The sequence below is a fragment of the Cyclobacterium lianum genome (assembly GCF_900143075.1).
Taxonomy (GTDB): Bacteria; Bacteroidota; Bacteroidia; order Cytophagales; family Cyclobacteriaceae; genus Cyclobacterium; species Cyclobacterium lianum.
In genome coordinates, this window is the sequence record NZ_FRCY01000006.1 from 279,236 (window position 1) to 295,524 (window position 16,289).

At 44.0% G+C, this 16,289-nt stretch carries 10 protein-coding genes; all 10 read right to left on the reverse strand.

The genetic code is table 11. The features are described from left to right. Positions 1 to 34: 34 nt before the first annotated feature. Positions 35 to 592: a Uma2 family endonuclease gene (locus tag BUB19_RS12420; protein ID WP_073094855.1), complete on the reverse strand. Its 558-nt coding sequence runs from the start codon at positions 590 to 592 to the stop codon at positions 35 to 37. A 211-nt stretch (positions 593 to 803) separates the two neighbouring features. Then, positions 804 to 1,658 (reverse strand): sugar phosphate isomerase/epimerase family protein, encoded by an 855-nt coding sequence (locus BUB19_RS12425; protein ID WP_073094856.1) that lies wholly within the window; start codon positions 1,656 to 1,658, stop codon positions 804 to 806. Positions 1,659 to 2,237: 579 nt separating this feature from the next. Further along, a complete protein-coding gene (locus BUB19_RS12430) occupies positions 2,238 to 3,863 on the reverse strand; it encodes a sulfatase family protein (RefSeq protein ID WP_073094857.1) in 1,626 nt (541 codons plus the stop codon). 56 nt (positions 3,864 to 3,919) lie between these two features. Then, positions 3,920 to 5,479, reverse strand: coding sequence for a sulfatase family protein (locus BUB19_RS12435; RefSeq protein ID WP_073094858.1), 1,560 nt, complete (start codon positions 5,477 to 5,479; stop codon positions 3,920 to 3,922). Positions 5,480 to 5,702: 223 nt separating this feature from the next. Next, complete coding sequence (locus tag BUB19_RS12440; RefSeq protein ID WP_073094859.1) at positions 5,703 to 7,652, reverse strand: MBL fold metallo-hydrolase; 1,950 nt, start codon at positions 7,650 to 7,652, stop codon at positions 5,703 to 5,705. Positions 7,653 to 7,681: 29 nt separating this feature from the next. Further along, positions 7,682 to 9,022 (reverse strand): sulfatase-like hydrolase/transferase, encoded by a 1,341-nt coding sequence (locus BUB19_RS12445; protein WP_073094860.1) that lies wholly within the window; start codon positions 9,020 to 9,022, stop codon positions 7,682 to 7,684. Between the two features lie 11 nt (positions 9,023 to 9,033). Then, positions 9,034 to 10,485, reverse strand: a complete 1,452-nt coding sequence (locus BUB19_RS12450) for a RagB/SusD family nutrient uptake outer membrane protein (protein WP_178371488.1) — start codon at positions 10,483 to 10,485, stop codon at positions 9,034 to 9,036. 92 nt (positions 10,486 to 10,577) lie between these two features. Continuing rightward, a complete protein-coding gene (locus BUB19_RS12455) occupies positions 10,578 to 13,943 on the reverse strand; it encodes a SusC/RagA family TonB-linked outer membrane protein (RefSeq protein ID WP_073094862.1) in 3,366 nt (1,121 codons plus the stop codon). Between the two features lie 148 nt (positions 13,944 to 14,091). After that, positions 14,092 to 15,129, reverse strand: a complete 1,038-nt coding sequence (locus tag BUB19_RS12460) for a FecR family protein (RefSeq protein ID WP_073094863.1) — start codon at positions 15,127 to 15,129, stop codon at positions 14,092 to 14,094. A gap of 360 nt (positions 15,130 to 15,489) precedes the next feature. Continuing rightward, complete coding sequence (locus BUB19_RS12465; protein WP_218588563.1) at positions 15,490 to 16,035, reverse strand: RNA polymerase sigma factor; 546 nt, start codon at positions 16,033 to 16,035, stop codon at positions 15,490 to 15,492. Between the last annotated feature and the right edge of the window lie 254 nt (positions 16,036 to 16,289).

Consider the following 16,289-nt stretch of genomic DNA (forward strand, 5'->3'; position numbering starts at 1 on the left):
CATTACAGTTTTGGGCAAGAGCTCTCTTTTCTCCCTAGTTTAAAATAAGCAGCTCTTTTACGGAGATTTTTCTGCCCATTATGCTGACCTCATCACCGGGCCGGAAAACCCGGGTTTCTGTGTAAGCATCGCCTTGAGGTTCGGAAAAAAATTCAATTTGATTATTGTCGAGATCAATTATCCAGCATTCCCGAATACCATGTGTAGCATAAAGGGCAGCTTTTACTTCCCTGTCAAACCTGATGGAAGAGCCTGCCACTTCAAAAAGGGCAAGCACATCGGCAGGTCCCGGATGTGCCGAAGCGTAATCATCGGCTTTGTATTTCAACAGGGAAATATCCGGCTCAGGTTCATTGTTCATATCAAACCTGATGGGATTTTGAACTCTGATATTTATTTGGTCCGGCAATAATTGATTTAGCGTTCTGGCTAACCTATCAACTATCGCTGCATGTCTGCTTCCAATCGGGCTCATTTGAAAAATTTCTCCATGAATCAGTTCTACATGGTCATCCGGTTTTAGAATCCCTACTTCGGCCATTTTATAATATTCATCCACATTAATCAAGCGTTTCACTACTTCAGTTTCCATGGTATTCAACGTTTTACCTTGTTAAAGTTAGCCAATTAAAGGGCTATAAGCAATAATTAAAATTTTGAGTCCTGAAATCCTGTAACTCACTACGCTCAAAATCCGTCCCATCACAATATTGAAAAGGGAATCACCTTTCATTTTAAGAGATTGCCACCAGGCAATGTGGTTTTTTTATTTGAAAGATTTTTTACCGGTATATTGGGTAATTTCAATACTTTAATCCCTGCAAATATTCAATTGACCTGGGAACTTGCTGATAATAAACCGGACTTTCGTCCTCGATATAATAATGCTCAATCCCGGCTACTTTTGCGGCTTTTAAGATAGCCGGCAGATCCAGTTGCCCGGTACCTAATACCACGTCGTTTTCCTTGGGCGTACCGCCAGACATGTTTCCTTCCACGCCTTTTTTTAGGTCTTTCAGGTGCATCAGTTTAAAGCGGTCGGGATATTTATCGATTAAAGCTGCCGGGTCCTCGCCAGGAAAAAAGGTCCAGAGTATATCTATTTCATAGCTTACATACTCCGGATTGGTCTCCTCCATCATATAGTCAAATAGGGTTCCATTTTCATAGGGGTAAAATTCGTAGCCATGGTTATGGTAGCAAAAGGTGAGCCCATGCTCTTCCTTCAGGATTTTTCCGGCCTTATTGAAATCTGCAATGGCCCTTTGGGCATCTGCCAGATCGAAAGGGGCCGCGTGGGGAATCCAGGCTACCCTGACGTATTTAGCACCCAGGGTTTTGGCATTTGCAGCTACCTCCTCCGTCTTATTGACCAGATCAGGATAACCTACACCGAAGGAAGAACAAAACATGTCACGTTCATCGAGCATTTTTCTGATTTCCGCTGCAGTAGCCCCAAAAAGGTTGGAAAATTCCATATCCTTGATCCCCATGGCTTGCAGGGTGTCCAGAGTGGCAGCCACATCCTTGGAGAAGCTATCCCGGTAAGTATAGGAAACCATGCCGGGCATTTCTTCGAAAATGGGCCTACTGCTTTGAGCCAGGAGGCTGCCGGCACTGATTGACAGCAATATGAGGAGGAAGTTCAGTTCTTTCATCGTCGTTGATATTGTGTTTCGGTAATTTTTACCCCAATTTAAAGAATTTATCCGGTTTTGAATTTATCGGAACCACTTTCTCATCCCCAGGAAATGGAAGTCTCCTCAACACGCCGGATAAATATTCGGGTGATATCCCACCTGTGCTTAGTGGTAATCACCGCATTGCTCAACGATTCGGAACGCACCTTTGCCTGCAACACCTTGTCACCAGATAGTAGCCAAACACTTTGGATGCTCATTCCTGCAAGCACCCCTGGACCGATACTTTCTCTATAAGGGCTTCTATTTAAAAAAGCCGGTGTTGGGCATCCTGGCCCGGGTGGTGGCTACTATTCCATTTACAACGAGCTGCACCAGCCGAAAATACCGGCTTAAGATGACGGTACTGCTGCGCTCCACAATTCTTAGATATTGACCTGATTATCCGTACCCTCAAGAACGACATGTGCATGACCGGCTGCAAAGAGGTCCAATGGACTGGTAGTGGGATCTGCTGTTGGCTGTATCAAAGTTCGAAACTAGCCTACCATCTGCCTTACTTTTATGTTGGTTTTCAGACTATTTGTAGCCATGCCATCATTGACTGTTGGGATATCGAATCACTTCAACATCATTTTCCTGAGTGGACCCGGGGGTACTTCTGCCCTCAGTGATAAGTCTTTCCAACAGTTCTGCCATCTGTTTTACCCGGCCGGGTTCCTGGCCGGCCAGATTTTGAGTTTCACCGGGGTCTGCAGCAAGGTTGTAGAGTTGCACGGGCAATTCGCTTTCTCCAGGCGTCCAGCCACCTGAACCTGGACCTGCGATGTATTTCCAGTCACCCTGGCGCAAACCGGGCAGGCCGGTTATCGAGGTACTCACTGCATCTTGGCGTACCGACTGATTACCACCCTTTAGCAAAGGAAGCAGACTGAAGCTATCTTCACCTGCGTTGTCAGGAATCTCGGCTCCCAGAATCTCAGCTATAGTCGCCATTAGGTCTGCCTGATGAACCAGCCCGGCACAGGAACTACCGGCTTGCACTTTCCCAGGCCACCTGACAATAAAAGGGACACGGTGCCCTCCTTCCCATACATCCGATTTATAGCCCCGAAAAGGACCGCTGGGGTAGTGGCCTTTCTCCTCCATGGCAGCAACAGGAGGATGATTCTGATCCCATGGCCATCCTTTTATGCTCAGGTCATTGGCTTCCTCCTGGGTGGTATTACCCACATAAGGTGCACAACCGTTGTCACTGGTGAAGACCACCAGGGTATTTTCCACTACCCCGCTTTTTTCAAGGGCTTCGAGCACCCTTCCGACGAGCGCATCAGTCTCCATGACCATATCTGCATAAAGTGACAGGTTGCTTTTACCCAACCATTGATCATTTACCGATAGTGGTGTATGGGGTGAGGTCAACGACAAATAAAGCAAAAAGGGACGGGCAGATTTTGCCTCGCGTTCAATATAGGCCGTCGATCTGGCAGCCAATGTAGGCAGAATATCTTCCAGTGCCCAGTGTTCCCTGGAAGGGCCCTGAAGACTGGCCTGGTTCCGACCAAATAGCCGGGCTGCTCCGAACTCCGCGGGTATACCCACTGTCCTGTCATTTTCTATGAAACAAAAAGGGGGATGGTTGGGGACATCTGTACCAAAGTATTCATCGAAGCCAACAGCTGTCGGCCCCCCTGGAATGGGTAGAGAAAAGGCCTCTTGCCAGGCTTTGCGTTGCTCCTCAGAGGCCTCAACATCTTTCTTCTCCGGACGAAATAAATTCATCTGCTCATCCGGAATGGGCCAGTCCCAGCCCAAATGCCATTTGCCAATGCAGGCCGTTTGGTATTCATGCTGTTTTACCAGACTGGCTATGGTTAACCTATCCTGGTTGATCAGTGGCTTGCCGTACAGCCCTACAATTCCCTTTTGCAGTCTGCTGCGCCAGTGATACCTACCGGTGAGCAGGGTATACCGCGAAGGAGAACATACTCCTGATGAAGAATGAGCATCTGTAAAAGACATTCCTTCTGAAGCCAATCGGTCAATATGAGGGGTAGAAATTTTTCCCCTCGCAGGATTATAGGATTGAACATCACCATAGCCCAGATCATCAGCATAAATAATTACTAGATTGGGAAGTTGGTTATCTTTATTTTCCAGGTTGCAAGACAAAAAACCTGTGGCCGCGAAAAGAAATAAAGCGAAGATACTTTTTTCTAACATTTTTGAGTTCTTAACTGGTTATCATGTTATATAAAACCACTTGCCTGCCAATCAGATCAATCCCCCATCCAATGGAGTTGCTTCCAGGTTTCCGGTCCATCGTTTTTCTGAAGTGCTCCCGGAGTACTTCTGCCATTTTGTATATAAGCAGTAAGAAGGGACTTCAATTCTTCCACTTTGTCAGGATGGTTCTTAATTAAATTTTGCTCTTCTCCCGGATCAGTGTCAAGATTATACAACTGCATGGATGGTAGCCCTTCTAATTCTTCAGGGGTTCTCGGAAAACTCCAACCACCGGATCCCGGGCATAATATAAGTTTCCATTCGGCTTTTCGGATGGCAAAACTTCCATCTATGGAATGATGTACAGTTGCTTCTCTCAATGGTAGGCGTGCATCAGTACTGGTCAATAGTGGTAAAAAACTAAAGCTGTCTTCTCCTGCCTGGTCTGGTAATTTGTAATTAACAAGGTCTGCAACCGTTGCCATCAAGTCGGTGGTACATATGGTAGCGGATGTGGTTTGGGCTTTTTGAGTTTTTTCAGGCCAATGTACAATGAAAGGGACCCGGTGCCCTCCTTCGTATATATCAGCTTTGTGGCCACGATAGATGTAGCTTGGATCATGGTTGACCTTTTCAAGTTCCGGGAAACTGGCTTTCGGGGAACAGCCGTTGTCGCTGGTAAATATAAGAATTGTGTTGTCCAGTTCTCCCTGCTCTTCCAACGCCTGCATTATCTGACCCAAGACATCGTCTACCTGTAACATAAAATCTCCATACATATTGGTATTACTTTTTCCCATAAATTCGGTTGTAGGCAATATAGGAGTATGTGGGGCAGGAAGGGCAAAATACAGGAAAAACGGTTCAGGGGCATTGGACTGGGTTTGGATATATTCCACTGCTTTTTGGGTAAGGTGGGGCAATACCTGCACATGGTCAAAATTACTCCCGGTTGGGCCTTCTCTCCAAAACCCTTTATCGTCAACATTGACAGTAACCCTATCCGGAACAGCGGTAATTCTGCTGTCTTCTACATATACATAGGGAGGCATATCCAATGACCCGCTAAACCCATAAGAGTAAGTAAACCCAAGATCTTTTGGACCATTTTTTATGGGTTTCGTGTAATCAACTTCAAAGTTATTGGCCAGGTTATCAATATTGCTGGTATTTTCCTCAAAAGCCCAATCCCATCCCAGATGCCATTTCCCCACAAAAGCCGTATGGTACCCTTTTTCTTGAAGCAACTTTCCCACGGTAAGTCTGTCATTGGGTATGAGTGGTTTGGAATAACCTCCCAAAACACCGCTTTTTAAGGTCGATCGCCAGTTGTATCTGCCGGTAATGATTCCATATCTGGTAGGGGTGCAAACCGCAGAACTGGTATGTGCATCGGTAAATTTCAATCCACCATTAATCAACCGATCAATGTTTTTTGTATGGATTTTTGAATCGGGATTATACCCAGAAACATCCCCGATTCCCAGGTCATCGGCTAATATGTATACGATATTGGGATGATCTCTCGAATTGGAAGTTTGGGCACGGGTCTGAAAAGAAACAACCAATAAAACAAATAAAAACAAAGTTTGGGGTTTTTCTATTATATGCATAGTTGATTAATTTAGTTTTAAGATTGTTGTTTTTAATTTTCCAGTCATTTCCTTTGGGATAGCAGGATATCCAATTAATTGGATTTTTTGGATTTTAATGGGACACATGATCCATAAACAACACCCAAATAAACGCGAACGGAAACATTGATTTTATTTTATACATTTTTTACGATCAGGGTTAAATTTTTCCTGATATAAAGGCATAGGTGAATCGTGGATATCATTCAACATAAATGATGGAATCAAACCACTCTCCAATCAGCTCCCCATTTAAGGTGAGATCAAAACTTATTATTCCGACCCCGGTTGCAGCTGCTTCCGTTGCCTCAAGTTCAACCGGAAAAGATTTATTTCCTGGGTCGGAAATTTTTACCTCAATTACCTCAGGATCTGAAATGATTCCTTTTGGTGTCCTGATGTGCACCTTATAGATTTGGTCCTGCTCCACAAAATTTCGGATGACCACATTAACTCTTCCTGGTTTTCCATTGGTCAGTCTTTTCCTGTATGGTTCAGCTTTCACCCAAAAAGGGTCAAACCAAAACCGATAATCGGGGAAATTACTCAGGCTTTGAAAGGCTTCCCGTAACTCATAGGACCATTGTCGGTATCTCTCTATTAAATCCCGGGGATGGTCGATTACCACCGAATGTCCCCCAACAATCCGGTCGGGATTAAGTTTTGCTAAATATTCTGCTCCATGAATATATCCTTCTTCTAAAACGGTACTGTTATGGGCCACAACAGCAGGATTTCCCCTGTTATTGGGGGCAGGACGGATATTGTCCCCGGTGAAAGCCACAAGTTTGCCATCAATCATACCTTGAAGGCACATGGCAAACTCAGTTTGTCCGGGCATCCAATCAACGGTAAAAGTAAATTCCTCCCATTCAAAGGTTTCTCCGTCTTTAAACTCCCGATCAACCTCTAACGAATGAAAACCTTTATTATATCCCGGAATCATTGCTGAATAATTAAAATCAAGCGGTCTTTCGATTTGAGGTACCATCCGATCCAGTGCCCAAACCTCTGCTCCATACTTTTCTTTTAAAAATGGTACCTGCAGAAAATGGTCTCCGTGCATATGGGAAATCAAAACGGCGTCAATTTTTTTTAATCCCAACTTCTCCTCCATCTGCCGAATTGCAGTTTCTAATAAACCTTCGTCGATCAATCCGCAATCGACGACCAATGCCCTTCCGCTATCAGCAATGATGATCGTGAAATTGGGGAAGAAGTTGGCATGCCCCTTGAATTTATACACATGCGGGGACACTTGATTCACATAAGGAATGATAGTAGGGACAGACACCTCGTCCTCGATAGACGCTGCATAGGTAAATAACGGATATCCCTGAACCAATAAATCGGCCATATTGGCCAATTTTGCCTGGTAATCTTCTAATTGTCTCACTGGATCCTCCACTATCGCACCATGCGAAGGAAGTAATAAATGGGGGGTGAATTGTTTGACCATGGCCGCGGCATTGTGCAGCGCAAAAATTCCAGATGCAAAACCATAATCCCAATCAGTGTCGAAAAAATTATGCATGCGCCCCCCATCCAACATCAAATCACCGCTGAATACATTCCACCCTCTTTCCGTTTTGAGGAAATATGACATGGATCCGGGACTGTTCCCTTTGGTTTCCATACACCGAAACTCAAAATTGTGCCAGGTAAACGTATCCATTTTTGCAAAAGAACGATCCACCTGAATAGGGAATAATGCAGGCCTAACATAACTAGCGCCCACCACGGAAAAGGGATCACTATTGGACGGATCCATTTTTCTAAATGAAGTAGGTTTTTCGAAAAGCAGGCGTTCTTCTTCGGGAACCGCAACCTTTGCTTTCCATTTCTTTAAAAGGGGGTATCCCTGGCTCTGTTCTCGATGATGATGGGTAAACAGGACCCAATCTACTTTTTCTATCCCAATGTCACTTAAATGATCGAGTACAGATCCGTTTCCCAAATCAATTAATAAAGCCCTGTTATTATCCTTTATTACGTAAACATTACTGACATCCCTCCAGAGGTAAATATGGGTATCCAACTGCTCAAACTTGCCTACAAACTGCTCATTATGGTAATTTTGAGCTTTCAATCCTGTTAGAAAAGCAAGGAAAAGAAATATTTTAGATAATTGAAATAAAATGAATTTATTCATTTTCAGAGGCAATTTCAAAATTAAAGGGATTAGGTCAGGATCGTCTCTTCATTTAAACCAAATTCCCATTCTTCATAGGCTCTATTTAATTCTTGAAAAACATCGGGAAATTCTTCTTTTACATCAGTTGTTTCCTTAATATCTGTTGAGAGATTATATAATTTTGCCTCTCCATCTATTTTCACCAATTTCCAATTGCCTTTTCGAGCGGCAGCTTGATTTTTAAATCTCCAAAATACAGTCCTTTCCTCATTTTTTTGATCCGCTTTTTCCTGGGCAAAAATTCCGGAAAAATCCTTACCAGACAAATCCTTTGGTACCTCTAAACCCATCAGGCTGGTAATGGTGGGAAACAAATCCATGGACATTGCCAATTCTCCGGATTCTCCCGGACTTATTTTATCCTTCCAGTAGAAAATGGCTGGAACTCTATGTCCTCCCTCATATACCTGGCTTTTATATCCGCTAAAAGGAGCATTTGAACCTAAATTTCTGGTACCTCCATTGTCTGAACAGAATATAACAAGGGTGTTTTCCGCCAGACCGTTCTTTTCCAGGTAATCCAATACACCACCTACACTCCTGTCCAGCGCCTCTATCATTTCCTTGTAGGCGTTAACTTTGTCTTCCCGGCTTCCTTGAATAGGGAAATCACCACCTACCGTTCGGTCTGCCTTGTCATTTGGACCCTGGTAGGGAGAATGGGGTGCCCCATGCGCCAGATACAAAAAAAATGGATTATCCTTATTTCTTTCCTCCATGTACTCAAGTGCCTTACCTGTGATCAAATCGGTCAAATAGCCAGCTTCCTTTTGCAGTTTTTGATTATTCCACCAATCCTCGTATCCTTCCTGATCTATATGGCTGAAATAATCCACATTGCCACTTACAAATCCTACAAACTGGTCAAACCCTTGCACATTGGGACCAAATTCCGGCTTATAACCCAGATGCCATTTTCCAAAAAGCGCTGTAGCATACCCGGAGTCTTTTAGATACTCGGCTAAGGTAAATTTGTCCGGATCCATCCCACGGTCTCTGTGGCCCTTTGCCGTTATTACGCCTTCCACACCCGCCTCCTGTGGGTAAAGCCCCGTCATTAGTGAGGCACGGGTCGGACTACAAACGACCCCATTTGAATGGTAGTCGGTGAGCCTGGTACCAAAACGCGCCATACGGTCAATATTCGGTGTTTTTATTGTGGTATTCCCATAGCAACCGAGGTCATTATAGCCAAGATCATCTGCCATTATAAGGACTACATTCGGCAATGTACCTACTGGTTTGGTATTTACTGCATTATTGGGTTGGGAATTGCAGCCCCAACCCAATAATGCCAAAAGCCCCGTCACCAAAATGAGATTTTTCATATTACCTGTGATTAATATCCCGGGTTTTGTTCACCCAGTTGGGCGTTATTTACAAATTCTATAGAAGGGAGCGGGTAAAGAAAATATTCCTTTCCTGTAATTGGATGGTCCACCAAGCGCTGCTGAGGAAAATTAAGTCCGGTAAATTCCATTTGGTTTTGAATGACATCTCTAAGGATCCCATATCGGTTCAAATCAAAATACCTTTTGGTCTCGAAGGCGAGCTCTATTCTTCTTTCATCCCTCAATCTATCCCTAAAGGCTGCTTGATTGGGAAGGTCATCGCCGCTGAGAGCGGGAAGACCAGCATTGATCCTGATTTCATTAAGCAGCTCAAAAGCCTCTCCATCAGACTGGTAACCTATTTCATTCAAAGCCTCAGCTCGATTTAATAAAACTTCAGCATATCTGATCAAAGGAAAATTCCAGGTACTCAAGGATCTTGGGTCTTCCGTATTGTAATACTTATTGATATAATTGAGGCTCCCATCCGGCATGGAAGGATCTATAAAATTAGCCAAACCATAATCGTCAACGATTACATCTCTGCGCATATCCCCAACTTCGAATAATTGCATGATGCCGTTCCCCGAGGACAATCCTCCCCCTTCTCCATTCAGATTATCATCAGTTGGCAAAAGGAAAGCCAATCCACTGAGAAAATCAGGTGGAGCAAAGGCCACACTCTTGGAAGTAGTGGTCTGCCCGATTACCCCACCATACTGGACCTCAAAAAAAGAAGCTTCGCTATTTTCCTGCGATCCATTGAAATTATCCGCATAATTCTCTAACAAAGTGCCAGCCTCTATAAGGCTATTCGTAACCTGTGATGCTTCATTCCACTCTTCCAATTCCAAATGTACGGCAGAAAGAAGGGCTCTCGCCGAATGTACAGTTGGCCTGCCATTTTCCATTCCAATACCACCGGAATAATTTTCTGGTAAAAGGCTGATTGCATCATTTAAATCAGATTTAATTTGAGTATAAAGGGTCGATAAGCTTTCCCGGGGCAATTCAGCGTCCTCTCTCGTTTGGATCTCATTGATAATTAAGGGTACCTCCCCAAATAACCTGACCAAATTAAAATAATACAAGGCCCTCATGAATTTAGCCTGGCCTTCTACTGCATTCTCCATGACCGGACCTGAAAAATCCTCTACCCTGGATATATTATCCAGGACAGTATTGGCACGAGTAATTCCCGTATAGTGCAAACTCCAGGTTGTTTCAATATAGCCTAATGTTGGATCTACGTTAAAGATATCCGGCTCAGTTTCTTTTCTCCAGGTCCATCCATCATCACTAGCCAGATCAGTAAGTTGAAACATAACATTTTGGTACAAAGGATTTAAAGGCTGGTAAACTCCATTCACTGCGGTAATGATATTACTTTCGGTGGTAAATAGGTCGGCCATTGGAACAAGGCCCTCGGGTGCGGGTTCCAGAATAGATTCGCAACTCATGGTTAAAGCAGTTAATACTATTCCTATATTTTTAAGAAACTTATTGTTTTTCATCGTATTTTTAATTTCAATTTTATGAAAAATTAAAAAATTTAGAAAGTCATCTGAGCAGACAAGGATACCAATCTGGTTTGTGGATAAGGCGTATAATCTATTCCCGAAGATAACAAACTAGTCCTGCTGGACGCTTCCGGATCCAGTCCAGAATAATTGGTGAACATTAATAAATTGGTACCTGTCAACGTTAATTTGGTGCTTTGAATGGATTTTCCAACAAACCATTCCATGGGAAAATTATAGGATAAACTAAGATTTTTTAAGCGGATAAAATCTCCAGTTTCCAAAAACCGATCCGACACCATGGTCACCAGGGTCGTGGTATTACCTCCTTGTGAAGGCCTGGGAATTGTGCTACTCGGGTTTTCTGGTGTCCAGAAACCATTTACCTCGGCAAAATTCTGAACAAAAGGCACTCCCCGGGCCAACAGGTTTCTTGCAGTATTATAAACCTGGTATCCGCCGGCAAAATCAAAAAACACCGAAAGATTAAAATTCTTGTAATTGAAAGAGTTATCTATTCCTCCAAAATATTTTGGATGGGGATTTCCCACAAAGGTTTTATCGCCTGCATCAAATACTCCATTTCCGTTATTGTCCTTGTACCTGGGGTCACCAGGTACTGCACCAGACCAGCTTTGCGCCTCATCTTCTTCTCCCAATTGCCAGACTCCATCATATTGCCACATGTAAAAGGCCCCAACCGGATGCCCTGCTCTGGATAAATTGGCAGGTTGATTAGAAAGAGGTATATTTTGTCCGGGGATTTCCAGAGACTCTCCAATGGAGTTGGTACCAATATCCAATACTTCATTTTTATTAAAAGAAATGTTGAAATTGGTACTCCAGGCTATTGCTCCAACAGTGTTTCTGGAATTGACCGAAAATTCAAAACCGGAATTCAAAACCGAACCCAAATTCACAACAGGATCCTGTGAAACACCTGCCGTTAGAGGAATGGGTGTGGATACCAATAAATCCTGAGAAACCCGGTTATAATAATCCGTAGTAGCATAAATCCTACCCTCTAAGATGGAAATGTCAATTCCTGCATCAAATTGTTTGGTACTTTCCCATTGTAGAAATGGATTACCTATATTCTGTGGAGAATTTCCGATTACCAGACTGTTTCCGAATACGTAGGGAGTGGAGGCAGCCCGGGTAAGGAAAGCGAAGTTTCCTATTTCCTGATTACCGGTTAGTCCATAACTGGTCCTGATTTTCAGATCATCAATAAAACCGGAAGATTTAAGAAACTCTTCCTCTGATAGCCTCCACGCTATGGATCCGCTTGGAAATACTCCAAACCTTGTGGACGGACCAAATTTAGAGGAACCGTCCCTCCTAACCGTTCCAGTCAACAGTAATTTTTCGTCATAGGAATAGTTTGCTCTGAAAAAAGAGGATATTAGTCCGGAGCTTACCTTGGATCCGTTGGCATTAAAATTAATCTGATTGGAGAGTTGGTTTAGGGAGTTATTGACCGTTCCTGAACCAGTTATTGAACTATTATTGAAGATAAACTGCTGGGCAGAAAACCCAGCTAATAATTTGAAATCATGATTATCTATTCGTTTCTCATAATTGACAGTTGCATCTGAGACCCAATTGATCTCTTGTCTATTAGGTACCGTCACGCTTCCTTCCGGACGGGTAAACCTCCCGATTTGATAAACCGGCATATAAGTATAACCGCTGCCCAATATCACATCACCTCCAATATTGGCAGAAATGGTTAAATCATCCATTGGCTTGAAATCAAACTTTGTATTTCCCATCAACCGGGTTACGTCCTCCTCACGGGTAGGTAATAAAAGATCAATCAGAGGATTATCATTGGCACCAAAATAGGGTGCAGCGGTTGTGTTGACGGCGGTCAAATTTCCATTATCATCGTAAGCAGGGGTGTAGGAATGTTGATAGGCCAAACTTCGGTATCCTGTTGACCCCCAATTGTCGTTGTTCTGAACATTTTGTTTCTGATGGCTTCCTGTCAGATTGGTAGAAACCTTCAACCATTTATTGATTTCAGAGCTTACATTCAATCTTAAAAACCAGGTTTTCAAGTCAGAATTAATGAGCGTCCCTTTTCTGTCCAGGTAAGAAACAGATCCGGAAAATTGAGTTCTTTCAGATCCGCCGCTGAAGCCGAGGTTGTAATTTTGCCTTACCCCTGTCTGAGTTCCCAGTTCCTGCCAGTCGTTATCGATTTGCCAGGAAGGGTGGCTGGGATCATCGTATACGGATATATTTCGGTTTGAATTTTTAAAAGCTTCTACAAACAACTCCCTTTGCTCCTGTGAACTCATTACATCAAACCTTCGGGTGATTTCTTCTACACCAATATCTGCATTGAATGTAAATTGGGTTTTCCCCGCCTGACCTTTTTTTGTTGTGATGATGACTACGCCATTTGCGGCGCGCGCCCCATAGATCGCCGTAGCAGAGGCATCTTTAAGAATATCTATGGCTGTGATGTCTTTCGGATTTATCGTTGAAAAATCCGAACTGAAAAGCGGTACACCATCCACGACAATTAAGGGGTCATTACTGCCAGTCACAGAACCAATTCCTCTGATATTGATGGAGAATTTCCCATTGAGATCTCCTCCTGTTTGTCTTACCTGGACCCCACTCGCCCGTCCTTGCAATGCATCCTCAAAATTGGCCACAGGCCTGGACTGTAGGAGGTCTTCTGATACCGAGGCAACAGATCCAGTAATGTCCGCTTTTTTCTGCGTTCCATACCCCACGACCACCACTTCTTCCAATGACGACTGATCCTCAACCAGTGTGACGGAAAAATCGGTTTGATTACCAACTGTAATTCTCTGAGACCGATAGCCGATAAAGGAGATCAACAAAACCGCACCCTCTTCTGCTTCCAGGCTGAAATTACCATCGATATCGGTAGCTGTACCCGAAGAAGTACCTTCTATCAGCACCGTGGCACCGGGAATCGGATCGCCGTTTTCGTCTGTCACTGTGCCGGTAACCGGCCTCAGTTCCATCGCTGGCATGGCCTGCACCTCAGTCTCGTTATTGGATACTACGTCTATGGTATGGTTCATCTGCCGGAAACTCAAACTTAACTGTTGGCCGGCGTCCTTAAGCCGCTCCTCCACCGTTCCGGACTCGTCCTTAAATTGAATGGTTTGGGATTTGTCAAGGCCGCGGTTTTCGTAGGCAAACTTAAAGGGTGTTTTCCTTTCTACTTCGTTAAAAAATTGTCGTAAACTAAGAGAAGGTGATGATAAACGTATGCTAACTTCTTCTATGCGCTTGTATTGGCCTTTTGCCTGGATGATGCTGACCACATTGACCAGTGAAATTTGTAAAATGAGGCCATATAAAAACCCTTTCGACAACATCAGGATTGCCTTTAGTAATTTATTTTTCATAATTTTGAATGTTTATTGGAAACTGATTTCAATAAGCCTGGTCTATTGATGGCCCCATTCCCCAATGTGCACCATCATCAGACCAGCCTCCAGCCGGTTGGTTTTGCCAACCGGCTTTTTTTATGGAGCATGTATGTATACCATCGTTTTAAAATTTTAAGTAAACTTGCTTTTCTTCTATGCTGAATTGAAAGTCCTGTATATACGCCATACTTTTCAATACCTCTTCCAGTGTCTGGCCTTTGTACTCCCCTGAAAATCGCCAGGATACAGGCTTCGGACCATTTATGTGCATTTCTACACCATACCAGTTTTCCAGCGTTTGCAACACCTCGTCCAGAGAGGCCCGGTCAAACCTGATCCAACCGTGTCTCCAGGCCAGCACCACATTGGAATCGAAATTCTTTACCTGATTTTTACCCGCCTGAGCATCATGGTGAAGGGCCTCCCCTGGCTCAAGCCAGACCGAATCCGCCTTCGCTTTTTCTGTTACAGTCACCGAGCCGGAAACCAGCGAAATATCGATATCCCCCCCATTCTTGTTGCGTATATTGAATGTAGTACCCAATACAGTAGTCACCAATCCATTGGTCTCTACCCGAAAGGGCCTTAAACTGTCTTTTTCCACCTCAAAATAGGCCTCCCCTATCAATCTGACATTTCGCTCCTGGAAGTCAAACCGCTCCGGAAAGAAGAGGCTACTATTGGCATTCAACCAAATCCGACTCCCGTCTCCCAGCGTCAATTGCAACTTTTCTCCTGCCTGAGTACTTTTTTCGATCCAAACGGTTTCATTGGCCGCTACTCTTGGTGCCTTATCTCCAGGCATAGGCGATAGCCACCAGGCCAATCCAAAAGAAAGAAGTAGAATGGCTGCAATGCGATGCATTGGCCCAATAGGTTGCCAACGGAAAGAATGTCCGCTTTTCAAAGCCGGTTTTTCAATCCCCTTTTGCAGTTCCGGTTCTCGCAATAATTCCTGCAAGACAGCCTCCCGGGCCCCTTTAGGAGCTTTGCGCTCCGGATACCGAACGCGGAGTAAAATTTCTCTGGCCTTTTTCAACTCTCCCACCTGACCGGGATTGGCGTCCATCCATTTTGACCAATAGCGATTCAACTGCTCATTAGGCTGCTTTACCCAGGCAACAAATTCCGGATCGGTCAGAAAATCCTCTTTGGCTTTCATGCAGTTTTTCTTACTCCTTTACCGTAAATGCGGGAGGCATCCAAAACAACACCTAAAAAGTTTACATTTTTTTAATAAATATTGTTCTCATCGAAAAAATCTTCTGCCACCTTCCAATACTATCGGACACAACGACCTGGAGACCGGGGACTGAGAGACGAAGAGATGATGTGAGGGGAATTGATGGATGTTGAATGAGATTGAGGGAGATTGATTGAGATTGAAGGAGGTTGAAGGAGGTTGAAGGAGATTGAGAGAGGTGGAGGGAGGTTGAGGGAGATTGAGGGAGGTGGATGGGGATTGGCTGATGTTGTGAATATAAGCGGAGATATGGGCGCTTGGAGGCCTGGTCCCTACTGATCAACCCAGGGCTTTTCTTAAAAAGGCCAGTGCTTTATACATCAGGTTACGTGTAGTGTGGTCGCTGTCCAATCCCAGCAAGTCCCGAATCTGGGCATAAGAAAGGCCTTCGTAAAAAAAATAATAAATGATTTCCTTCTTTCTGGGACTTAGTCCCGCTATGGCCCGGTTGAGTTCCTCAATTCGTTCGCCATCCAGTTGCTGATCGATAATGACCTGTTCATGAGACAAGACAAAATCAAACCCTTCTTCCCCTTGTAGTGGTTCACGGCGTTGCTCCCATCCGGAACGCTGCCGGAACAATTTCCGCTTAAGGCATTTCAACAGATAAAACCGGATATGATCCGTAGCCCCCAATTTCTTGCGGAGATTTTTTAAATCGAAAAACACCTCTTGAATGCCGTCCTTGGTAAGAGATTCATCGCCGGTCAATCGCATGCCGTAAGCGAAGAGCCGATCGAAATGCTGCTCGTAAATCTCAATAAAGGCCGCATCGCTGCCATTCCGGAATTGATCCCAAAGGGTTGCATCCGGAGTTTTTTCCACGGATCTGGTTTTGTTTCTTTCAGCAGGGAACTGCTTCAAAACGTTGAGATGAGAGAGCGGCATGATAGGGTTTATTGGTAATTACCAGTTAAATTTACCCATAAATAAGGCATTTCCTAATTTTTACCAATAAAAATAGCTCATTTTCCGATTTCAACCTATAACCTTATGTAAAACGGCATGCAAGCTTTTAATGTAAGGCGATCACTTTCCGGAAAGTGATCGCCTACTTTTACGCCTGATCTATTCTTTCG